A 21,600-nucleotide genomic window follows, 5' to 3' on the forward strand; every position below is an offset into this window, starting at 1 on the left:
GGGGGTGTCGGGGGTGTCGGAGGCGTCTGGGGCGTCGGGGGCGTCGGAGGCGTCGGAGGCGGCTGGCGTGTCGGGGGTGGGTCGGGCTCGCGCCGCGATCCGCGGCTCCGGTCGATGTGGCGGCCGGTGGGGCGCCGTGATCGCGACTTGCGTCGCTCCTGCGGGGGCTTCAGGTGCTGTGCCGGTTTTCCGTAGGAGCGACGCAAGTCGCGATCTTTGGCGCCGGGGCCGTGCGCGGGCTATGCACGTGCCGTGCGGCCCCGCTCGCGCGCGAATGCGAACGCGTTCAGCCGCGCTTGGCGCGCGCCGCCTCGACCTCTTCCGGGCGCAGACGGGTGGAGAGCTTGTCGAGCACGCCGTTCACGAACTTGTGGCCGTCGGTGCCGCCGTAGCCCTTGGCGAGCTCGATGGCCTCGTTGATCACCACGCGGTAGGGCGTATCGAGGTTGTGGCGCAGCTCGTGGGTGCCGAGCAGCAGGATCGCGTGCTCGATCGGCGACAGCTCGGCGACCGGGCGCGACAGCAGCGGCTCGAAGCAGCCGCGCAGCTCGTCGGCCGCGCCGGTGGCGCCGCGCAGCAGGCTCACGAACAGCTCGCGGTCGATCTTGTCGAGGTTCTCGGTCTCGGACTCGAGGTGGCGCTGCACGGTGGTGGCGTTGTTGCCCGACAGCAGCCACTGGTACACCCCCTGCAGCGCCAGCTCGCGCGCGCGGCGGCGGGCCATCTTGCTGGTGGGGTTGGGCGCGCCGGCGGCGCCTTCGGCTTGCGTGTTGTCGATGTCGCTCATCGCACCACCTTCAGCAGGTTGGCCATCTCGACCGCGGCGCGGGCGCAGTCGGCGCCCTTCTCGTGCATGCGCGCGACCGCCTGGTCGTCGTCCTCGGTGGTGAGCACCCCGTTGGCGATCGGCAGCCCGGTGTCGAGGCCGACGCGGGTGACGCCCGCGCCCATCTCGTTGGAGACGAGCTCGAAGTGGTAGGTCTCGCCGCGGACCACCGCGCCGAGCGCGACCAGGGCGTCGTGGCGGCCGCTCCTGGCCATGGTCTGCAGCACGAGCGGGATCTCCAGGGCGCCGGGCACGGTGACGATGCGGATGTCCTCGCGCGCGACGCCGAGGGCGAGCAGCTCGTCGGTGCAGGCCGACAGCAGGCCCTCGCAGATGTCGAGGTTGAAGCGCGCCATCACGATGCCGACGCGCACGCCGGCGCCGGCGAAGTTGGGCTCGATCTCGTCGATGCCGTCGTAACGGGCGCCCTGGCGGGCGTTCTCGGATTGGTTGCGTTGCATGCTGGGGGATCTCGTGGTCAGTTCTTGTCGACGAAGCCGGTGATCTCGAGACCGAAGCCGGTCATGCTCGGGATCTTGCGCGGGCTGGCGAGCAGGCGCATCTTGCCGACGCGCAGCGCGCGCAGGATCTGCGCGCCGACGCCGAACAGGCGCGCGTCCCACTTCGCGGTGGGGCGGTCGTGGCCGCCGTCGAGGCCGGCGAGCAGCTCGCGGCCGGACATCGGGCGGTAGAGCAGCACGATCACGCCGGCCTCGGCCGCGGCCAGGGTCGCGAGCGCCTGATTGACCGGGAAGGTATGGTGGCCGCTGCCGGCGTCGAGGAAGTCGAGCACCGAGATCGGCTCGTGCACCCGCACGAGGGTCTCGCGCTCGGGGCGGATGTCGCCGTGCGACAGGGCGAAATGCACGTCGCCCGAGGTCTTGTCCTCGAAGGCGGTGAGGCGGAAGCGGCCGTGGGCGGTGTCCACATCCTTCTCGGCGACCTTGTCGACCAGGTTGTCGTTGGCGGCGCGGTACTCGATGAGGTCGCGGATGGCGCCGATCCTGAGCCCGTGCGCCTGGCCGAACTCGACGAGGTCGGGCAGGCGCGCCATGGTGCCGTCGTCCTTGAGAATCTCGCAGATCACCGCGGCGGGCTCGAGCCCGGCGAGCTGGGCGAGGTCGCAGCCGGCCTCGGTGTGGCCGGCGCGGATCAGCACGCCGCCCTTCTGCGCGGTGAGCGGGAAGATGTGGCCCGGGGTGACGATGTCTTCCGGCCTGGCGTGGCGGGCGACCGCGACCTGCACGGTGCGCGCGCGGTCGTGCGCCGAGATGCCGGTGGTGACGCCGGTGGCGGCCTCGATCGACACGGTGAAGGCGGTGCCGTGCGGGGTGCGGTTGTCGCGCACCATCTGCTGCAGGCCGAGCTGGCGGCAACGCTCGTCGGTGAGCGTCAGGCAGATCAGCCCGCGGCCGTGCTTGGCCATGAAGTTGATCGCCTCGGGGGTGACGAATTCGGCCGCCATGACGAGGTCGCCCTCGTTCTCGCGGTCTTCCTCGTCGACCAGGATGACCATTTTTCCGGCCTTGATGTCGGCGATGATGTCGGTGATCGGCGCGAGTGCGCTCATGCTGCTTCCTTTGTGTTGCGTTGGGGCGCGCGGGTCAGGCCTGCGCGGCGTCGTTCTTCCACTCGAGCATGCGCTCGACGTAGCGTGCGATGAGGTCGATCTCGAGATTGACCTTGCTGCCCGGCGTGAGGTGCTTGAGGTTGGTGACCGCGACCGTGTGCGGGATCAGGTTGATCCAGAAGTCGCGGCCCTCGACGCGATTGACCGTGAGGCTGACGCCATTGACGGTGACCGAGCCCTTCTTCGCGATGTAGCCGGCGATCGCCGCCGGGGCGCGGATCACCAGCTCGTGGCTCTCGCCGATCGGCGCGAACTTCACCACCTCGCCGACGCCGTCCACATGGCCGGTGACGAGATGGCCGCCGAGGCGGTCGGCCAGGCGCAGCGACTTCTCGAGGTTGACCTCGCCGCCGACGGCGTCCAGCCCCACGGTGCAGTTGAGCGTCTCGCGCGAGACGTCGTAGCGCAGCCGCGGGCCGTCCATCTCGACCACGGTGAGGCACACGCCGCTGTGCGCCACGCTGTCGCCGACGATCACGTCGGAAAGATCGAGGCCGTTGGTGTCGACGGTGATGCGCACGCCGTCCGCGAGCGCCGCGACGTGTTCGATGCGGCCGACGGCCGCGACGATGCCGGAGAACATGAAGGGTTTGAACCGTAAGGGGAAAGGCGGGATTGTAGGGGAAAAACCCCGGCCTCGCTCAGAGCGCCCGATCCAGCACCGTCGCGAATGGCTCCGCCTTCATGAAGCCCACCACGCGCAGGCCCGCGCGTTCCTTGCCCGCGGCGTCGAAGAAGAGGATGCCGGGCGGGCCGAAGAGGCCGAAGCGCTTGAGCAGCGCCTTGTGCTCGTCGGTGTTGGCGGTGACGTCGGCCTTCAGCAGCAGCATGCGGCTCATGCGCGCGGCGACCGCGGCGTCGCTGAAGGTGAAGCGCTCCATCTCCTTGCACGACACGCACCAGTCGGCATAGAAGTCGAGCAGCACCGGGCGATCGGTGGTGGCGAGCCGGGCGTCGAGTTCGGCGATGGAGTCCACCTTCTCGAACTGCGGCACATCGACCGGCGCCGCGGCCTGCGCGCGCAGCACCGACAAGGGCTGCAGCGGGTCGCGCGAGCCGGCGAGCGCGCCCACCAGGATCGCCGCGCCGGCCAACAACAGCACCACGCCCACACCCTTCCAGAAGCGCTGCCAGCCCCTGGCCTGCGGCGGCAGCGGGTCGATCGCGTGCAGGAAGATCGCCGAGAACAGCAGCAGCGCGGCCCAGCCCAGCATGGTGGCCAGGGGCGGGATCACCGGGGTGATCATCCACAGCGCCACCGCGAGCAGCATCACGCCGAAGGCCTTCTTGACGCCTTCCATCCACGGCCCGACCTTGGGCAGCAGGCTGCGCGAGGCCACGCCCACCGCCAGCAGCGGCGCGCCCATGCCCAGCCCCATCGCGAACAGCGCCCAGCCGCCGAGCACGGCATCGCCGGTCTGCGCGATGTAGAGCAGGGCGCCGGCGAGGGGGGCCGCCACGCAGGGGCCGACGATGAGCGCCGACAGCACGCCCATCAGGGTGACGCCGCCGAGGTGGCCGCCCTTGCCGTGGCTGGCGGTGTCGGCCAGCTTGCTCTGCAGCGTGCTGGGCAGCTGCAGCTCGTAGAAGCCGAACATCGACAGCGACAGCAGCACGAACATCAGCGCGAAGGCCGACAGCACCCACACGTTCTGCAGCGCCGCCGACAGCATGGTGCCGGTCATGCCGGCGGCGACCCCGGCGAGCGCGTAGGTCACCGCCATGCCCAGCACGTAGGCGAGCGAGAGCACGAAGGCGCGCGTGTGCGAGACCTTGTTTCCCTGGCCGACGATGATGCCCGACAGGATCGGGATCATCGGGAAGGTGCACGGGGTGAAGGCGAGCAGCAGGCCGAAGCCGAAGAAGCTCAGCAGGATGATCGGCACGCTGGCGCCGGAAAGCAGGCGGGCGATGTCGCCGCTCTCGTCGCTGGAGACGGCGCCGCCGCCGCTGCCGTCCTCCGGCGCGGCAAGCGCGACCGGGGTGGGCGAAGCGGCGCCGCCGGTGCCCGCGCGGCCGCCGAGCACGCTGTCGAGGAAGCCGCCCGCCTTCTTCGGCGGCGCGGCGAGGTCGATCGAGGCCTGCTGCGTGGTGGGCGGATAGCAGATGCCGCCATCCCAGCAGCCCTGGCTGGTGGCGAAGAGCTCGAAGCGGGTGGTGCCGGCGGGCGCCTGTACCGGGACCAGGATGCGCAGCTCGCCGCGGTGGGTCTCGACCTCGCCGAAGAAGTCGTCCTTGTGCTTCTTGCCCGCGGGCTTTTCCATCGCGCCGAAGCCCACGCCGGCGGGCTCGGCCTCGAAGCGGAACTTGTCGCCGTAGAGGTAGTAGTCCTTGGCGATCTCGAACACCACCTCGATGGTCTGCGCGTCGAGCGCCTGCGCGCGCATCGCGAAGGCCTTCTCGGGCTCGATCGGGTTGGCGCGCGCGGCGGCGGGCAGGAGCAGGCTCGCGATCAGGGCGAGCAGGAGGAAAAGGCGGTGCATCGTGGTCTTCTAGGCGGCGGTGGGCGGGCGCGCTGCGGCGCCTGCGGACGGGTCGATCGGGCGGGGCGATGCCGGGGACGCGCCGGCGGGCGTTCAGTCGTCGTCCCTCGTTCCGGCGGCGACCCAGTCGAGATAGCCGGGCAAGCCCTGCGTCACAGGGACCGCGACGATCTCCGGAAGTTCGTAGGGGTGGTGGGCCCGGATCGCCGCCTCCAGCGCGGCGTAGCGCGCCGGCGTGGTCTTGATCAGCAGCGGTACCTCGGTCGCGGTCCCGGTCGCACCCTGCCAGCGATACACCGAGGTGCAGGGCGCGAGCATGTTCACGCAGGCGGCGAGCTGCCGGTCGATCAGCGTGTTCGCCAGGGCCTCGGCGCTGGCGGCGTCGGGCAGGTTCGTGAAGACGAGCAGGGCGCGCGGCGTGGTGGCTGAGCTGGCGGGCATGGTGGCGGATCCGTCGTGGAACGCCCGCGATTATCCCGCAGCGCGGGCGCGGACGCCCTGCGCGGGATCAAGCACGGCAATGCCGGGTGACGCCGGTGTCGCGGATGGATCCGGCGCGGATTTGATCTGTGCCATGGAAGTCCATCATGCACCTGTATTAGCGTCGGAATCCTTCACGCATCGGCCGCCCTCCGCGGCTCCATCCGGAGCACATCATGTTCCTGCTCGACTGGCTGTTCGGCAAGCACCAGGCCAAGGCGGAGGCCGCGCCCTCGTCCGCCACGGTTCCTGCCCCCGAACCCGCGCATTCCATGGAGGACTCCGAGAGCTTCGCTCCCGGCACCACCATCCGCTACAGCCCCGAACTGGTCGAGCGCCTGGTGCGCGATCATCGTCTGATGCTCGAACGCTTCGGCGCCATCCGCGAGGCCGCGCATGCGGGGCGCTTCGACGAGGTCGTGCCCCTGCTCGAGCGCTTCCGCGTCGACCTGCACGCCCATCTGCTGGTCGAGAACGTGCGCCTGTACGTGTATCTCGAGCACACCCTCGCCGACGATCCGGTGAGCCACGCGCTGATGCACGAGTTCCGCCACGACATGGACGAGATCGGCAAGAAGGTGATCGCCTTCCTCGCCCGCTACGTCCGCCTCGGCGAAGACCCGGCGCTCGCCGCGAGCTTCGCCGCCGACCTCGAGCGCGTCGGAGCCGTGCTGGTCGATCGCATCCAGCGCGAGGAGGACACCTTGTATCCGCTCTATGCGCCGGTGAGCTGAGCCGCTGCACTCGTCGTCCGACGACCCGGAAGACGGGCCTCTCGATTGCCTGTCCCGTCCCTCGCCGCTATGCTCGAAGCGCAAACCGCAACGAATTGCAGCGAGGACGCCCGATGAGCCTGCCCCAGCCCAAGATCCCGTTCGGCCCCGACGACTACCTGGCCTGGGAACAGGATCAGCCCATCCGCAGCGAATACGTCGATGGCGAGGTCTTCGCCATGAGCGGCGCGTCGGACGCGCACGGTACGGCAGCCGGCAACCTTTTCGCCGGCCTGCATGCGCATCTGCGCGGTACCCCCTGCAAGCCCTTCATCGCCGACATGAAGGTCCACGTCGAGGCGGCCAACAGCTTCTTCTACCCCGACATCCTCGTGACCTGCGACCCGCGCGACCGCAGCGCCGAGGCCAGCCACGTCAAGCGTCACCCGCTGCTGATCGTCGAGCTGCTCTCGCCGTCCACCGAGGCCTACGACCGCGGCAACAAGTTCGCCGCCTACCGCACGCTGGCTGCGCTGCAGGAATATGTACTCGTCTCGCTCGAAGAGCGTCGTATCGAGGTCTTCCGGCGCGACGACAGTGGGCACTGGGTGCTCTACCCCTTCGCCCTCGACGAGCAACTGGAACTCGCGAGCGTCGGCCTGCGCTGCCCGGTGGCCGAGGTCTTCGAAGGGGTGGAGGGCGAGTAGCGCGGGTGGGCGTTTTCGCCGTCCCCGCGATGCACGGCAGGAAAAGGCGAGCCGGCTGTCTCAATCGGTCCGGATGCGGCCGGCCACGCTCGGCGTGTCGCCGTCGACCCGCAGCACGATGATCTCGCCCGAGGCCGGAAACACCCCCGTCAGCGCGGTGATGTTCACCTGATGCGTCACCAGCACCAGCGGCAAGGGACTGCGCGCGCGTTCCCCGATCAGCGCGCGGACCGCAGCGGTGTGCCGCGCCTCCTCGCCGCGGTCGGCGAAGAACGAGTTCAGCCCCGGGAACGCCACCACCTCGCCCAGCGCCAGTTCGCGCGCCGTATCGAGGCAGCGACACCACTGGCTGGAGAACACCGCCGCGGTGGCGATGCCGTTGGCGCGGAAGCGCTCGCCGATCGCGCGCGCCTGCGCCCGACCCTGCGCCGACAGCTTGCGCTGGGTGGTGCAGTCGTCCAGCCGAAAGCCCGCCGGGTCACCGACGCCGGGTGCGATCGCATGGCGCATCAGCGCGACATGCCCGCCGTCGCGCAAGGCCGCCCACAAGGCTGCCTCGTCCGTCTCGGCGCAGGCTGCGGCAATCGGCAGCAACAGGCCCAGGCAGGCAAGCAGGAGGCGCATGGCCGCCCGGTCACAGCTTCGTGTGCGTTCCGTCGCAATACGGCGCGTTGGCGGTGTGCTTGCAGCCGCACAGATGGACCGTGCCCGATTTCTCGGGGGTGAAGGCGGTGGGAGCAAACCCGCTGCCCTTGTGGGACCCATCGCAGAACGGCTGCTTCTTGCTCAGGCCACAGGCGCACCAGAAATACTTCTTGCCCGCCTCGACCTCGACGGCATAGGGCGCTTTCTGCGCGACATGGGGTTCGCGTTGTTCGGACATCGCCTTGTCTCCTTTGGGTTTGTGGTCTTGCCGGTCGGCTGCGGCGCAGCCTCTGAGAAACCTTGCGCCGGACCGCAGGGCGTGTCAATCGTGCCTATGCGCGCAGCGGCACGCTGTGGGAGGGGCGGTATGGTGGATGAGCCCGGCGCCTACCGCTGGTCGAGCTGGCGTTGCAACGCGCAGGGTGAAGCGGACGGGCTGATCCGGCCGCATGCCGTCTTCACGGCCCTCGACGCCGATCCCCGGATTCGTGCCGAGCGTTACCGCGGGCTCTTTCGGAACGCCCTGGCGCCCAGCGAAGTGGACCAGATCCGCGCGGCGACCAACGGCAACGACGCGCTCGGCAACGATCGTTTCGCCGCCCAGCTTGCGAGCGCGCTAAGCCGCCGCGTTACGCCGGGCAGGGCGGGGCGCCCGCCGAAACATGCGGAAGTGCCGGCGAGCAGGGACTTGTTCGAGTCGGAGTAGAGAAAGCGCAGCAAGGAAAAGCCCGCCAGGGGAACGCGGCGGGCTCTTGGGAGAAATTGGGGTCTGTCCCCTATTCTCCTTCCCCCTATTCCCCGGTCGGTCAGTTGAAGCGAACGTACTCGAATTCGACCGGCTGGTCGTTGACGCCGCGCGCCGGTGGTGCGATCCAGTTGGCGAATCTGCCCGGCTCGAGGCAGCGGCCCATCAGCGAATGCACGAACAGCCGATCGGTCGCGGTGGGCAGCCACTCCTGTTGGCGGTGTGTCCATTCGGCCTCGCTCATCAGCTCGCCTTCCGGGCTCACGTGTGCGCCGGCAAACACGCCGATCCTGCGGTGGAAGCCCTTGTGCGGCAGCTTGAAAGCGAGGTCGAAGCCGAACCTGGCCGGGATGCGGTTCCAGCGCTCGACGCCGGCCTGCAGGTCGCGGATCCAGTCGTCGCGGAGGCGTTCGTTCAGTGCCGACAGGGCCGGCACGTGGCGCTCGACGATACGGTCGTCGGCGACGTCGGGAATCGCGTACGCGTCCTCGTGCAGCTCGTGGTCGTCGTCGAGCCTGTCTTCCCCGAAGCGGCCCTTCAGCCCGTTGGTGTAATAGGTCGCGGCGTTCGACGACAGCTCGGCGCCGAACAGGTCGCCGGTGATGCTGTAGTGGAAGTTCAGGTACTTCTGCAGCGTCGGCAGGTCGATCACGCCGGCCGCACGCAGCCTGGCGGGGTCCGTCGTCTCGAGCTCGCGCATGACTTCGCAGGTGCGCTGGATGATGCGGGCGACTCCGGACTCGCCGACGAACATATGGTGCGCCTCCTCGGCCAGCATGAACCTGCAGGTGCGCGCGAGCGGGTCGAAGGCCGACTCGGTGAGAGAGGCGAGCTGGAACTTGCCGTCACGATCGGTGATGAACGTGAACATGAAGAACGACAGCCAGTCTGGCGTCTTCTCGTTGAACGCGGTGAGGATGCGCGGCTTGTCGGCATCGCCCGAGCGGCGCTCGAGCAGCGCCTCGGCCTCCTCGCGGCCGTCGCGGCCGAAGTGTGCGTGCAGCAGATACACCATCGCCCACAGGTGGCGGCCTTCCTCGACATTGACCTGGAAGAGGTTGCGCAGATCGTAGAGCGAGGGCGCGGTCAGGCCGAGGTGGCGCTGCTGCTCGACCGAGGCCGGCTCGGTGTCGCCCTGGGTCACGATGATGCGGCGCAGCGTGGAGCGGTACTCGCCTGGAACTTCCTGCCACACCGGCTCGCCCTTGTGCTCGCCGAAGCCGATCTTCCTGTCGCCCTCGGACGGTGCGAGAAAAATGCCCCAGCGGTAGTCGGGCATCTTCACGTAGTCGAAATGCGCCCGACCCTTGGGATCGATGCCGACTGCGGTGCGCAGATAGACGTCGTAGTTCGACGAGCCGTCCGGACCCATGTCGTCCCACCACTGCAGGAAGGACGGCTGCCATCGCTCAAGTGCCCGTTGCAGTGTGCGATTTCCCGACAGATCGACGTTGTTCGGGATGCGTTCGCTGTAGTTGATCATCGCCGTGCTCCTCACACTCGTTCCTACGATCGACCACCCATCGACGGTTGTCGTAAACCTTATACGCGCTTCCAGTCGAACTGCGCCTTCCTGCCGGAGCCGAAGCGTTTCAGTGCGCCGGTCTCCCCGACGGCGTTCGGTCGGTTGTAGATCCAGTTCTCCCACGCCGAAAGGCGGCCGAAGATGCGCGTGTTCATGGTCTCGAAGACGCCAAAGCGCAGGTTCGCCTCGAGGCCGGTAAGCGCATCAGGCGAGAGCGCGGCGCGCTCCTCGAGCGCGATGCGCACCTCGTCGCGCCAGTCCAGGTCGTCCGGGGCCGCGGTCACCAACCCGAGCGCGAGCGCGTCGCCCGGCGCGAGCTTTTCTCCGATGCGCGTCCTGGCCGTGGCGATCGGCTCGGCCTCCTCGTAAAAGCGTGCGGCGATGCGCGAGCGGCCATTGATCATCGGCAAGGCGCCGAAATTCATCGTGGAGAGCGCGATCGCGTTGGGCTGCCCGGGGGCGTCGAGCATGTAGCTGCGATCGGCCGCGAGCGCGATCTCGAGCAGCGTGCCTGCAAAGCACGAGCCCGGCTCGACGAGCGCATACAGGCTGCGCGAGGACACGTCCAGGCGCGCCAGCGTGGCGTCGCAGCATGCCGATCGTCTCGCGCACGAACCAGTCGTCCCGGTTGGCCTCGAGGCGTCGCGTCGATGTCGAGCACGACGTCTCCATCGCCCTCGGTGGCGAGCACCCATAGGCCGAGCTCGAGGTGCTTGGTGCGCAGCATCAGGATCGCGTCGTCGAGTTCGCGCGCCATCCTCAATGGCCACCAGTTCGCCCCTTCGGCGGCGATCTCCGCAGCACTCCGCGCGGAGACCGTCGCCGGTGCGCGCACCGTGATCCTGGCGGTGCGCGCGGATTCGTCGAGCGCGACATCGACGAACCCGTAGCGATAGCCGGTCGCGTCCTCCGTGCGCCCGAGGCGCGGCAGCGCCACGCCCTCGGCGCCGGCCGGCCGATCCGAACCCCTGGCGAGCACGGCCGCGCGCTCGCCGATGTGGGCGTCGAAGGCCTGCGCGCGCACCACCTCATCGACCAGGCGCCACGCCTTCGCGCGCGCGCCGCGCACCCCTTCGGCGAGGGTGCAGAAGATGTCGGCGTGATCGCGGCGTACGCGGCGCTTGTCGGTCATGCGCGTCAGGCCGCCGCTGCCGGGCAGCACACCCAGCAGCGGCACCTCGGGCAGCGAGACGGCCGAGTTGCCGTCATCGACGAGCACGATCTCGTCGCACGCGAGCGCGAGCTCATAGCCACCGCCGGCGGCCGTGCCTTGGCACGCGGCGATGAACTTCAGGCCCGAGTGCGCGCTCGCGTCCTCGATGGCGTTGCGCGTCTCGTTGGAGAACTTGCAGAAGTTCACCAGCCACGCGTGCGTCGACAGGCCGAGCATGGGGATGTTCGCGCCCGAGCAGAAGATCTTCGGCTTGCCCGACCGCAACACCACGATGCGCACCTCCGGGTGCTCGAAGCGGATCCTCTGCAGCGCGTCGTGCAGCTCGATGTCGACGCCCAGATCGTAGGAGTTGAGCTTCAGCTTGTAGCCCGGGCGGATGCCGCCGTCCGCGTCGATGTCGAGCGTGAGCGTGGCCACCTCGCCCGCACAGGCGAGTTGCCAGTGGCGGTACTGCGATGGCTCGGTGCGGTAGTCGATGCGGGCGTCCTGCGGCTCGGCAGCCTTGGTGTCGATCGTGTTCACGGCAGGCTTCCTCCTTGTTGCCGCGGATCCGCTCGCGACGAGTTGCCGGCTTCGGGTGAAACGCTGCACGCCCATCCGGCCCGGCGTGTCGAGTACGGTATCGGCCTTCGCGGACGAGGGCTCACGCGCCTCCAGGATGCGAGACCCTCCGATCAGGCGCACGCGCGAGCGTACTTGAGCGGCGGTGCGGCGGTGAATCGGTACCTGTCTTGGCGAGACTACGGCGACGGATAAAGGTTCACTCGGCGATCTCCCGAGTTGCCTGCGCTACAGAGCGAGAAATTGGGGTCTGTCCCCTATCGCCAACTGGCGAACGCCAACAGACATCGAGGCCGTGCATCGGAGTGCCGGCTTTCTGGCGAACAACCGGGTGGTGTTCAATATCAAGGGCAACGACTACCGCTTGGTGGTGGCCGTGCGATACACGTCGACCACGATGTTCATCCGGTTCGTCGGCACCCATGCCGAGTACGACCAGGTCGACGCTGAAACCATCCAGGAGAATGCCTGCCGTGGAACTGAAGCCCATCCGCACCGATTCCGAGCACGCCGAAGCACTGGCTGAGGTCGAGCGCCTGTGGGACGTGCCCACAGGCAGCGCCGAGTCCGATCGGCTGGAAGTGCTCGCCATGCTGGTGGAAGCGTACGAGACTGCGCGCTTTCCCATCGAAGCGCCCGACCCGATCGAATTCCTCGAGTACGTCATGGATTCACGCGGGCTGACCCGGAAAGCCCTGGAACCGTATATCGGTCCGCGCGGCCGCGTGGCCGACATCATGAACAGGGCGCGCCCCTTGTCCATCGGGATGATCCGCCGCCTGTCCTCCGGCCTCGGCCTGCCTGCCGACGTACTGATCCAGCCCTACCCGCTGCGCGAAGTCGCCGCAGCCTGAGCGCGAGATCGGGGTCTGTAGCCGATTCACTCCTGGTGTTCGGCAAGCAGGTCACCGCCGACTGCGCGAAGACCGAGCGCTGCGAGCCCGCGGTGTGCAGGATTGAGGTCGGCGGGACCGACGCCAAGCTCAATTGGACTCGAGTTCCTGCTGAGCATGGGCTTTGGCATGTGCATTCTTCAGAGAGCACCATGATCCGCGAACGCCACGTTTCCCTGTTCCGCAATGGACGCAATCAGGCGATCCGGATTCCGCGCGAGTTCGAGCTCGAAGGCACCGAGGCCATCATCCGAAAGGAAGGAGAGCGGCTGATCATCGAGCCCATCGCGCCACGTCACAGGCTGCTGGCCTTGTCGTCCGGCTGTACACCGCTGGAGGAGGCCTTCCCGGAGATCGCCGACCCGCCGCCCGGGCAGGAGCACGTGTTCTGATGCCGGCGCGCGATCTGCTGGACACGAACATCCCGTCGAGCCTGATCAAGGATCCGCAGGGGGCGGCAACGAAACGGCTGGCGCAGCTCGACGCCGAAGCGGCCCGCACCAACATCGTCGTCGCCTGCAAGTTGCGCCATGGCGCGGCGAAACGCGGCTCGGCCGTGCTGACGCAGAGGGTGGAGGCGTTGCTCGGCTGCATCGACGTGATGCCTTTTGACGGCGATGCGGATCGGCTGTACGCTGAAATTCGTGCCGGTCTGGAGCGGGCGGGAAAAACCATCGACGGCAACGATCTGCTGATCGCGGCGCATGCTCGCGCGCTCGACCTCATCCTCGTCACGCACAACTTGGGCGAATTCGAGCGCGTTCCGGGCTTGCGGCTGGAGGATTGGCTGGAGCGGAAAGATAAGTGGATGAAAGTCCTGACCCCAGGGTTTCCTTGAGGATGGGGTTCGCGGAGCGCTTGCTGTCATCCCCCTGCTGCTGCTCCTGACTGCCTCTTCAGCACGGGTTCGATGCTGCCAATCAGCGTCTTCCAGTCGGCGATGGGCACGGCTGGCGTGGAACCCGACTGCAATTGCCACAGCACGGCGCGGGTGAGTGCCGTCGAATCGCCTGGGGCAAAAAGCGCCTGCGGCGTGCTGCCGCACACTTCGCGCATCTGCCCGATGGCGGTGGCCACGACCGGTAGCTTGCAGGCAAGCATTTCGTACGCCTTCTGCGGGAAGCAGTAGCGGCCGAAGGGGGTGTCGAGGATGGAGATGATGCCCACATCCAGCGCACGAAACAGGTTGGCGATCTGGCCGTGTGCGAGGTGACCGAGGTAGTGCACGCGCTCGCCCTGTGGAGGCGCGAAGCCGTTTTCCAGTGGGCCGGCCAGCACCAGATGCACGTCGGGGCGGCTGGCTGCGAGCGCTGGCCAGGCGGCGTACAGTGGCTCGATGCCTTTTTCCCGGTACAGGCCACCGGCCGTGCCGACCAGTTTGCCGTCCTGCGGCAGGCTCAGGGCCTGGCGGGCCTGCGCCTTGTCGCCGGGGTGAAAGACCGCAAGGTCCACGCTGCTGGGCATGGCGATGACGGTGCCCCGGGCGCCGTCAGCCAGCACCTTCTGGCGAAGCGGTTCGCTGGTCGTGGTTACGACAGTTGCGTCGCGCACGGCGCGGCGCAGTGCCGGCACGAAGCCGGGAATACGGGCCTGGCCGAAGCCTTCGAAATTGTCATAGAGGTCTATTGCGTAGGGAACTTGCAAGCGCCTGGCCAGCCACCGTGCCAGCACCACGTGGGGAATATCGGAGGCACCCACCAGGATGTCGGGCTTGAAGGCGCGCAGTTGCCGCAGCAAATGCCAAGGGTAGGCCGCCAGCCTGGGCAGACGGGTTCTTCCGACCGAAAGCGAATGCCATCTCAGCCTGCCCGGCGCTGCCTCATGTTCCCAGCAACCGTCGGTGTCCGCTGCGTGGTAGTCCAAGCAGAAAGCGCCCACTTCGTTGTCCAGATGGGCAAGCTGGCGAGGAATCTCATAGAGCCGGGCGTAACGGTCGAGGATCACGTCCTTGCCCATGTAGCGGCGTTTGCAGAGGAAGGCGATGCGCATGGCTAGGTTTGCATCTCACTGTCGCAGGCGTTCGCAGATCCGCTGTGCCGCCACCAGCGCCGCCGCCACCACCTGGTCCATGTTGTAGTAACGGTACTGCGCCAGACGTCCGACGAAGGTAACGTTTTCCTCACGGGCGGCTAGCGCCTCGTATTGCTTGAGCAGGACTTCGTTTTCGTCGCGGGGGATCGGGTAATAAGGGTCGCCCTCGCCCGTCGGGTATTCGCGCACGATGGATGTGCCGCTGTGCATCTGCCCGGTCAGGTGTCGGAATTCAGTGATGCGCGTGTAGGCGTGGTCGTTCGGGTAGTTGACGGTGCCCACTGGCTGGTATTGCGCAACGTTCGGCACATGCTCATGTTCGAAGCGCAGGCTGCGGTAGGGCAGTGCGCCGTAGCACTGGCCGTAGAAGGCATCGATGGGGCCGGTATAGACGATGTGGCTGAAAGCGGAACGGTCCAGGTCGGCAAAGTCCGTTCCCGTTCGTACCGTAAGGTTGGGATGGTCCAGCATGTTCTGGAACATGCGCGTGTAGCCGCCGAGCGGCATGGCCTGGAAGCGGTCGGTGAAGTAGCGGTCGTCCGTATTGGTGCGGGTGGGGATGCGCGCCGCCACGCCGGCCTTGAGCTGCGAGGGCTCCATGCCCCATTGCTTGCGCGTGTAGTGGAGAAAGAATTTCTCGTACAGGTCGCGTCCGACGCTGTTCAGCACCACGTCCTCGCTGGTACGCACCGGGTCGCGCGCCTCACGAACCCGTTCGAAGAACGCGGCGGCCCCGGCCTCGTCCAGATTCAGCCCATAGAGCTGATTGAGCGTGTTGCGGTTGATTGGGAAGGGATAGCGCTGCCCAGCCACCACGCACTGCACGCGGTGTTCATAAGGACGCCACTCCGTGAAACGGGAAAGGAATTCCCACACCTTCTCGCTGTTGGTGTGGAAGATGTGCGGCCCGTAGCGATGTACCAGGACGCCATGCGCGTCGGCTTCGTCAAAGGCGTTGCCGCCGACGTGCGCGCGGCGGTCGATGACCTGCACAGTGTGGCTCGCCTCAGCCAGTGCGCGGGCGACGGTGCTGCCGGCAAAGCCGGCACCGACGATGAGGATTCTGCCATGCAACATTGACATTCGATTCTCAGGTCTTGCCTTGATCGATCCGCGATGAAGATTTGCACCGTGGGAAACGCAGTGACTTGATTCTGTTCAGAAAGTCATCGATCCGAAGCATGAACCTCAGGGGAAAGGCGACGTATGAAGGTGAAAGGGCGATCGATCCCTCCAGCCACATCCAGGCAGGCGATTTAAAGGCCATCCTCCTTGAAAAAGCCATGCCCATCGTCGTCCACACATCGGCCAAAGACAGCGGTCGGCACAACCTCCGGGAAAACTCGCGTTCCTGTCGCATGTCGGCTACCGCAGTAAGCATAGAATAGGCAATTGCATCTTGCACGCCAGGGGCGCAGATGAATCCGGCGGCCGAATTCGTCAGTTGAGTACGGAACCTTCGCATCAAGTCGCCGATTGCCGGCTGTTGCTTCAGCAATCTTGCTGACGCTAAAGCTACGGTATGAAGTCGAAGAGCGTATTCGAGTTCTTCGTTGTTCCGGGAGTCAGCGCTGAAATCAGGAGTTGCGTGGCCTCCCTTGAGAAAATAGCTGCGCGTACTTGCGTGACTGGCTGGCAGAAAACAGTGCTCGAGCACTACGCGACGGCGAGAAAAAATGCTGCCAGGGGGAGGGCAGAAGGCATAGGCCCTGCCTGCGCGAGCTTCGGGCAAGCAATCACGAGCAAGGCCGATGTAATAGCCTTGAATTTGGTGACTGGATGGCGAAACGGTTGAGAGCATGCGTTTCAGCGCGGCTTGTCCGTTCAGCGACCAGCCCGCATCCACCAAGGCCCAGTTGACCCCGTCCATAAGGCCTTCCTGGCGTAAATAGTGCAGTGCGGCTTCTCGCTTGGCAGCTACCGAATCCAATAGAACTTTTCTGGATCGCGGGTTTGCTGTCAGTGTGTCGATGAATGTGCATGCATCTTCAAATGCCAGCGCCGTGCGCCAGGTATTTTCGTCCAGACTCAGAATGACCCGGACACTGGCTTGTTCGACCTCACTCAATCCAGCGCGCGCCGTGATGTCGACAGGTGCATTTGCGTTCCCTGCTACTGCAAGCAAACGCTTCCAATCGACATCGTCAGTTGAAATGGACGGAGGCAGCCAGGCACGCCTTGATCCATACAGATAGCGTAGCTCGATACCATCGGGTTTCAGTTCGCGGGCGATCTTGAGCAACACCTCACCATCGCGGGCGACAAAATACAGTCGTTGTATGCCGCGCTTTCGCGCGTCATCCAGTATCCATAGGACATAGGCCAGCAGAAACGGTACGATTACACTGAAGATCACGTCATCCAGCACATGAGTTGGATTGCCGTGGATCAAATGCATGGCCAGCCTGCAGCGCCGGCTGAAACCGGCCTGCCGCGACGCGCCAGGATGACGGGGCAGCCGGGAACCCGCGATCCGCGTCTCGTGTTCAGTCAAATGGGCTGCGGTGAAATGCCGGGTCAGGATGCCCAGTTTTTCGGCCATTCGAATGTCTGCATGAGCGTTGTCGCCGGTGTGCTGCAGTTGCTCTCCCCTCAGCCCCTCGGCTTGCAGGACATGTTGGAACAGCTTTCCATTGTGCTTCGAGACGCCAATATCACATGACACATACAACCGGTCGCCTTCCTCCATTACGCCCATGCGCTCAAGCATGGGGCGCAGCATTGACGCAGGAATGTACATGTCGGAAATGAACAGGATGCGATGCCCAGCTGCACGTAAGGCATTCAGCTGAAGCATGGTTTCTTCGATAGGGTAAAGGCTTTCCTCCTCCAGCGTCAGTTCAGCCTCGATCAGTTCGGCGGCTGGTCGATCCAGACGTATAAACCAGTTAACCTTCTGGTAGATGGCGTCGATCGATGCGTGCGCGTGCCCCCTGCGGCGCGCACTCCAGTTGGCAAGTTTTTCTGCCCGAATGCGAGCGCGCTGGAAACGCCGCGCAAAGCGTTCGCGCGCCGACTCTCCGCTGGACGCAGGGGCGACACGCAGACCCAATTCATAAAACAGGTCGCGTGGGTGCGCATACATCCGAGTGACGCAAGTGTCGAATACGTCGAATGAATTTAGAATGCGCACGACAGGCTGCTTGGAATTCTAGTCCAATTTCTCATAATAGTTTGGTCGTAATATCTTTTTCAGTTTGTGGCCGATTATATATTTAAGTGCGGGGTGTCTTGCGGAGTGAAATTTGTGAGTTATTCTTCCGTGTTTTAAGATGAATATCAGCATAGATAGGTTTAGATAGCTCTTGTGCCATGCATTCCATGCTCTTTTTGTGGCTAGAGAAAAGGTTTGGTTTTGTCCTTTGATGGAAGAGAAGGTGTTTAAGTTGGCTTCTTCGATTCTTAGCCGATTTTCTCTTTGAAGAGGTGTATTGTCTCGGTTGTATGCTGTAAATGAACGTCTGTGTTGACGCCAGTCAACCAATACTTCGTCTAGATATTTTATATGGCCTTTGTCGGCGGCTAGAAAGGCGATTGTCCAGTCAATGTATAAGGTGGTATCCAGTTTTTCTGAAGTGGATAGCAAATCTTTGCGAAATAACATCGCGTGGCCGCATATAGAGTTGCAAAAAAGCAGATTTCTTGAGTCGTTTCCTTGAATCATTTTGCCTTTCAGAGAATCAGACAAGGTCTTGCCTAGCGGTTTGTCATTCTCGTCGATAAGACGATTGTTGCTATATATCAACGTGGCTTCGCCCATATTCTCGACAAGGCGGCGCGTTTTCTCTGGATGCCAGATATCGTCTTGATCGCTGGGCGAGATTAGTTGCCCCCTGCACTCTCCAAACGCTCGAATAAAGTTCTTTACATATCCACGATTGAAGTCGCGTGGCAAAAGACGGATGCGTAGATCCTGCCTTGCATAGCTTTCCAGAATGCTCCAGGTGTTGTCGCTGGAGCAGTCGTCGGAAATGACGATCTCAAAGTTTGGATAGTCCTGATTGATCAGGGAAATCAATTGCTTTTCCAAGTATTGCTGGCCGTTATATGTGGCCAAGGCAATGGATACAAGTGGATAAATTTTTTCCTGCATTTTTTCGGATCTTTTCGACACAAGATCCGATTCCATGTCGCGACACTCTGAATCTGGGTTGCGGCTTGTGGTTTCCATGAAATCAAGTCGTCGAAATTGGATTTTAGAGGCGGGGCGATGATGGCGCTCGGGCGCTGGCATTCAGGTGCCGCGCCTATATCGTGAATAATTCATCGCAAGCCAAGAGAGAGGCTTCTCTATGGGCTATGACCACAATCGTCTTTCTGCCTGACAATCTACGGATAGCCTCGTTGACCGCCGCCTCCGTGGTGCCATCCAGCGCGCTGGTCGCCTCATCCATCAGCAGCACGGGCGGGTCGCGGTACAAGGCGCGGGCGATGCCGATGCGCTGGCGCTGCCCGCCCGACAGGCGGATGCCACGGTCGCCCACGGGGGTGTCGTAGCCTTGGGGCAGTTCCCGGGTGACGAAGTCATGGATCTGCGCGGCGCGGGCAGCGCGCTCCACGGCCCGCATGTCGATCTCGTCCCGGGGGATGCCAAAGGCGATGTTGGCGGCGACGCTCGTGTCAGCGATGTAGATGTGCTGCGGCACGTAACCGATGGCGGCCTGCCAGGCCGGCAAGCTGTGCGCGGTGATGGTTTTGCCATCCACGCTCAGTGTGCCCGCCTGCGGGCCGAGCAGGCCGAGCAGGATGTCCATGACGGTGCTCTTGCCGGCACCGCTGGGACCCTTGATGCCGATGCTGGTGTTGACCGGGATGGTGAGGTCGAAGGCGTCCAGCACGGGTCTGTCGGGTGTCGAGGGGTAGGCGTAGCGGATGCCCTGCAGGCGGATTTCCCGCCTGGGCACGATCGCCGGCTGGGTAGCGGGCGCAGCGGCGGGCAATGGCAGCGACATGTCGCGGTGCAGGCTGTCGAGGGTGGCGCTGGCAAAATTCAGGCGGGCAAAGCCGCGATACATGATCTGCGCGGCGGGCAGCATGCGGTAGGCAGCGAAGCCGTAGAGGCCGAGCGCGGGCAGTACGTGGGCCACATCGTCGCTCTTGAGCAGCAGCGCCAGCGCGATGAGGATCAGGCCGGTGTAGCCGGTCGCTTCCACCAGGTAGAGCGGAGTCTGGCTGAGCGTCTCGCTGGCGGCCATGTGGCGCGCCTGGGTGCGCGAGGCGTGCTGGTATTGCTGCAGGTATGCGGCTTCTGCGCGGGTGATCTTGATGTCGCGGATGCCTTGCAGGGCTTCGTTGCAGGTCTGATAGCGCTGGCGGTTGGCCTCCACCATTTCGGTGCCGATATGCCTGAGGTGACGGCGCACCAGCAGATAGATCAGCCCGTACAGCGTGCCGACCACCAGCACGATGGCGAGCGCGGTGAATGGATTGTAGGCGAACACCAGCGCCAGCATGGCGAGCACCACGATGCCCTGCACGATGACCTGTGAGAGCGGCTGGATGAGGTTGGCCATGACCAGGTCGACCTCCGCCAGGATGGTCTTGGACAGTTCCGCGCTGTTGCGGCTGATGAAGAATTCGTAGGGCTGGGCCAGGTAGCGGGTCATCAGCCGGCTGCTGATGGAGTGGCGAAGCAGGTGCACGAAGCGGTTGAGCAGGTGCTGGGTGATGGTCTTGAAAGCGGACGATGCGATGACCAGCACGATGGAGGCCAAGCCCAGGGCCATGATGAAGCTTCGCGGCTGGGCAAGGTCCAGCTGGGTGTAGAGCTCGTGCAGCCAGGGTGTCTCCTGGATCACGCCCGGCCGGGCCAGCACGGAAAGAAAAGGCATGATCGAGAGCACGCCCAGCGTTTCGGCCAGCGCCATGAGCAGGGCCAGCATCAGCATCCCCAGCGCCTTGCGCTGCTCGGCAGCGGTGAAGAGTTGCCAGACTTTCTGCAGGGTGTCGCGCATGGTGTTCTACGGTGGCCCTCAGCCGGTCAATTATTGCTTTTCTCGTGAGCGCCTTGCAGCAGTTCTATATAACGCGCACTCACATGTTCCCAGCTCAGATGCGCCCGCAAGGCCGTGCGCATGGCCAGACTCCGCTGTGCAGCCTCTTCGGGCTGCCGCAATTGGCGGAGAATGACTTCGGCCAGCTGGTCGATGTCCTGCGGGTTGACCAGGCAGGCGTCGGCTTGCGCCCCAAGAATATCCCGCAACCCTGGCACATCGCCGGCAATGGCGGGACAGCCGCAAGCCACGGCTTCCATCAAAGCCACGGGAAGCCCCTCCTGATCGCCAGACTTCGCCCTGACGAAAGGCGCCACAAAGAGTGCCGCACGCCGATACAGGTCGGGTAGATCCTTCTGCGCCACAGCCCCCAGGAAGCACACTGCATCCTGCAAGCCCAATTCGCGGACCTGAGCCTCGAGTTGGTCCTTGTCCGGGCCGAAGCCAGCGATGGTCAAGGTGACGTCGGGGCGCTCGCGCAGCACGGTGGGCAAAGCAAGCAGCAGATAGCGCAGCCCCTTCTTTTCCACCAGGCGGCCCACGAAAAGCAACTCGCCGCGGGAACGCTGCGTCGCGTCACCCGGCACAAACAGCCGGGTCATATCCACGCCCATCGGGACGACCGCGACTTGCGCGACATCCACATCCAACTCGCCCACCGCATCACGCATGGCGCTACTGACAACGGTCGTTGCTCGTGCCTTGTGCAACACGAAGCGCTTGAGCGCCCGGAACGGCCTGCTGCGAAGTGCGTACAGATCGGCTCCATGGGAAGTCACAAGAAACGGCTTGCCCAGCAGCGTTGCAATCAGCCCCTGAGGAATCAGCCAGTGTGCATGTACCAGATCAATCCCGCGCTGCCGGCACAAGCGCAGGGCATGCCAAGCCTGCATCAAGACGAATCCTGGCACCAGGAAGAGCTTCCACGGCTTGTTGCGCAGATTGGTGACAATGCCGCCATTGTTGACCAGCGTTTCCAATGCTGCCGGTGCGTAACGGTAGCGAATGACCTCGACGCCATCCATCGTCTCCACCGGGGCCGCGCCGTCAGCGTGCGGACACAGCACAAGAACGCGGAATCGATCGGTCAATCGTCTTGCCAGTTCATGTACAAAACCGGGTTCCGGATCTCCCACCCAGCGCGGATAGGTGGATGCAAGAACAAGCAGCGCCGGCAATCGGGCTTCTGCCATG

The 21,600-nt window shown here is 65.0% G+C and carries 24 protein-coding genes; 7 read left to right on the top strand and 17 right to left on the bottom strand.

The window, feature by feature from the left end:
* Positions 1 to 286: 286 nt before the first annotated feature.
* From nusB to cutA, 6 genes are all read right to left on the bottom strand, one after another.
* The gene (gene nusB, locus PO78_RS14545; RefSeq protein WP_004307729.1) at positions 287 to 787 is read right to left on the bottom strand and encodes a transcription antitermination factor NusB; all 501 of its coding nucleotides are present in this window, start codon (positions 785 to 787) and stop codon (positions 287 to 289) included.
* Complete coding sequence (gene ribH / locus PO78_RS14550; RefSeq protein ID WP_004307727.1) at positions 784 to 1,287, bottom strand: 6,7-dimethyl-8-ribityllumazine synthase; 504 nt, start codon at positions 1,285 to 1,287, stop codon at positions 784 to 786. The genes nusB and ribH overlap by 4 nt, the downstream gene beginning before the upstream one ends.
* Positions 1,288 to 1,304: 17 nt before the next feature.
* Positions 1,305 to 2,396, bottom strand: a complete 1,092-nt coding sequence (gene ribBA / locus PO78_RS14555) for a bifunctional 3,4-dihydroxy-2-butanone-4-phosphate synthase/GTP cyclohydrolase II (RefSeq protein ID WP_004307725.1) — start codon at positions 2,394 to 2,396, stop codon at positions 1,305 to 1,307.
* Between the two features lie 34 nt (positions 2,397 to 2,430).
* Entirely contained in the window at positions 2,431 to 3,039 is a 609-nt protein-coding gene (locus tag PO78_RS14560) for a riboflavin synthase (RefSeq protein WP_043744794.1), read from the bottom strand.
* Between the two features lie 58 nt (positions 3,040 to 3,097).
* The gene (gene dsbD / locus PO78_RS14565; protein ID WP_043744796.1) at positions 3,098 to 4,939 is read right to left on the bottom strand and encodes a protein-disulfide reductase DsbD; all 1,842 of its coding nucleotides are present in this window, start codon (positions 4,937 to 4,939) and stop codon (positions 3,098 to 3,100) included.
* Between the two features lie 93 nt (positions 4,940 to 5,032).
* Positions 5,033 to 5,380 (bottom strand): divalent-cation tolerance protein CutA, encoded by a 348-nt coding sequence (gene cutA / locus PO78_RS14570; RefSeq protein ID WP_043744799.1) that lies wholly within the window; start codon positions 5,378 to 5,380, stop codon positions 5,033 to 5,035.
* Between the two features lie 215 nt (positions 5,381 to 5,595).
* On the opposite strand from cutA, the gene PO78_RS14575 reads away from it, so the two are divergent.
* Positions 5,596 to 6,153 (top strand): hemerythrin domain-containing protein, encoded by a 558-nt coding sequence (locus PO78_RS14575; RefSeq protein WP_004307717.1) that lies wholly within the window; start codon positions 5,596 to 5,598, stop codon positions 6,151 to 6,153.
* Positions 6,154 to 6,266: 113 nt separating this feature from the next.
* Positions 6,267 to 6,839, top strand: a complete 573-nt coding sequence (locus tag PO78_RS14580) for a Uma2 family endonuclease (protein WP_004307715.1) — start codon at positions 6,267 to 6,269, stop codon at positions 6,837 to 6,839.
* Positions 6,840 to 6,899: 60 nt separating this feature from the next.
* Here the strand turns inward: PO78_RS14580 and PO78_RS14585 are convergent, their stop codons facing one another.
* Complete coding sequence (locus tag PO78_RS14585) at positions 6,900 to 7,463, bottom strand: histidine phosphatase family protein (protein WP_004307713.1); 564 nt, start codon at positions 7,461 to 7,463, stop codon at positions 6,900 to 6,902.
* 10 nt (positions 7,464 to 7,473) lie between these two features.
* Positions 7,474 to 7,722: a CDGSH iron-sulfur domain-containing protein gene (locus PO78_RS14590; protein ID WP_004307711.1), complete on the bottom strand. Its 249-nt coding sequence runs from the start codon at positions 7,720 to 7,722 to the stop codon at positions 7,474 to 7,476.
* Between the two features lie 129 nt (positions 7,723 to 7,851).
* On the opposite strand from PO78_RS14590, the gene PO78_RS14595 reads away from it, so the two are divergent.
* On the top strand, positions 7,852 to 8,190 hold the full coding sequence (locus tag PO78_RS14595) for a hypothetical protein (protein WP_197068786.1): 339 nt from the start codon (positions 7,852 to 7,854) through the stop codon (positions 8,188 to 8,190).
* A gap of 100 nt (positions 8,191 to 8,290) precedes the next feature.
* Here the strand turns inward: PO78_RS14595 and boxB are convergent, their stop codons facing one another.
* The 3 genes from boxB to PO78_RS14605 are packed head-to-tail and all read right to left on the bottom strand — an operon-like array spanning position 8,291 to position 11,450.
* Positions 8,291 to 9,712 (bottom strand): benzoyl-CoA 2,3-epoxidase subunit BoxB, encoded by a 1,422-nt coding sequence (gene boxB / locus PO78_RS14600; protein ID WP_043744803.1) that lies wholly within the window; start codon positions 9,710 to 9,712, stop codon positions 8,291 to 8,293.
* A 59-nt stretch (positions 9,713 to 9,771) separates the two neighbouring features.
* Positions 9,772 to 10,224 carry a hypothetical protein gene (locus tag PO78_RS23435; protein ID WP_231570725.1) on the bottom strand — a complete coding sequence of 151 codons (453 nt, stop codon included), beginning with the start codon at positions 10,222 to 10,224 and terminating at the stop codon, positions 9,772 to 9,774.
* The gene (locus PO78_RS14605) at positions 10,176 to 11,450 is read right to left on the bottom strand and encodes an enoyl-CoA hydratase-related protein (protein ID WP_231570726.1); all 1,275 of its coding nucleotides are present in this window, start codon (positions 11,448 to 11,450) and stop codon (positions 10,176 to 10,178) included. Before PO78_RS14605 ends, PO78_RS23435 begins: the two co-directional genes overlap by 49 nt.
* 298 nt (positions 11,451 to 11,748) lie before the next feature.
* Here PO78_RS14605 and PO78_RS22395 point away from each other — a divergent pair, with 298 nt between their 5' ends.
* The 4 genes from PO78_RS22395 to PO78_RS14620 are packed head-to-tail and all read left to right on the top strand — an operon-like array spanning position 11,749 to position 13,220.
* Entirely contained in the window at positions 11,749 to 12,015 is a 267-nt protein-coding gene (locus PO78_RS22395) for a type II toxin-antitoxin system HigB family toxin (RefSeq protein WP_261789206.1), read from the top strand.
* Positions 11,954 to 12,343 (top strand): helix-turn-helix domain-containing protein, encoded by a 390-nt coding sequence (locus PO78_RS14610; RefSeq protein ID WP_231570728.1) that lies wholly within the window; start codon positions 11,954 to 11,956, stop codon positions 12,341 to 12,343. Before PO78_RS22395 ends, PO78_RS14610 begins: the two co-directional genes overlap by 62 nt.
* Before the next feature lie 35 nt (positions 12,344 to 12,378).
* Positions 12,379 to 12,774 carry an antitoxin gene (locus PO78_RS23440; RefSeq protein ID WP_231570729.1) on the top strand — a complete coding sequence of 132 codons (396 nt, stop codon included), beginning with the start codon at positions 12,379 to 12,381 and terminating at the stop codon, positions 12,772 to 12,774.
* A complete protein-coding gene (locus tag PO78_RS14620) occupies positions 12,774 to 13,220 on the top strand; it encodes a type II toxin-antitoxin system VapC family toxin (protein ID WP_043744809.1) in 447 nt (148 codons plus the stop codon). Before PO78_RS23440 ends, PO78_RS14620 begins: the two co-directional genes overlap by 1 nt.
* A gap of 26 nt (positions 13,221 to 13,246) precedes the next feature.
* Here PO78_RS14620 and PO78_RS14625 read toward each other — a convergent pair whose 3' ends face one another.
* The 6 genes from PO78_RS14625 to PO78_RS14640 form a co-directional block, all read right to left on the bottom strand.
* Positions 13,247 to 14,371 carry a glycosyltransferase gene (locus PO78_RS14625; protein ID WP_043744811.1) on the bottom strand — a complete coding sequence of 375 codons (1,125 nt, stop codon included), beginning with the start codon at positions 14,369 to 14,371 and terminating at the stop codon, positions 13,247 to 13,249.
* A gap of 15 nt (positions 14,372 to 14,386) precedes the next feature.
* Entirely contained in the window at positions 14,387 to 15,496 is a 1,110-nt protein-coding gene (gene glf / locus PO78_RS14630; protein WP_012586215.1) for a UDP-galactopyranose mutase, read from the bottom strand.
* Between the two features lie 7 nt (positions 15,497 to 15,503).
* The gene (locus PO78_RS22935) at positions 15,504 to 17,546 is read right to left on the bottom strand and encodes an HAD family hydrolase (RefSeq protein WP_144312188.1); all 2,043 of its coding nucleotides are present in this window, start codon (positions 17,544 to 17,546) and stop codon (positions 15,504 to 15,506) included.
* 18 nt (positions 17,547 to 17,564) lie between these two features.
* Positions 17,565 to 18,584, bottom strand: a complete 1,020-nt coding sequence (locus PO78_RS22400; RefSeq protein ID WP_197068787.1) for a glycosyltransferase — start codon at positions 18,582 to 18,584, stop codon at positions 17,565 to 17,567.
* 76 nt (positions 18,585 to 18,660) lie between these two features.
* Positions 18,661 to 20,367, bottom strand: a complete 1,707-nt coding sequence (locus PO78_RS14635; RefSeq protein WP_043744814.1) for an ABC transporter ATP-binding protein — start codon at positions 20,365 to 20,367, stop codon at positions 18,661 to 18,663.
* A gap of 26 nt (positions 20,368 to 20,393) precedes the next feature.
* Positions 20,394 to 21,599 (bottom strand): glycosyltransferase, encoded by a 1,206-nt coding sequence (locus PO78_RS14640; RefSeq protein WP_043744817.1) that lies wholly within the window; start codon positions 21,597 to 21,599, stop codon positions 20,394 to 20,396.
* Position 21,600: the final 1 nt, after the last annotated feature.

The sequence above is a fragment of the Thauera sp. SWB20 genome, assembly GCF_000831325.1.
Classification (GTDB): domain Bacteria; phylum Pseudomonadota; class Gammaproteobacteria; order Burkholderiales; family Rhodocyclaceae; genus Thauera; species Thauera aminoaromatica.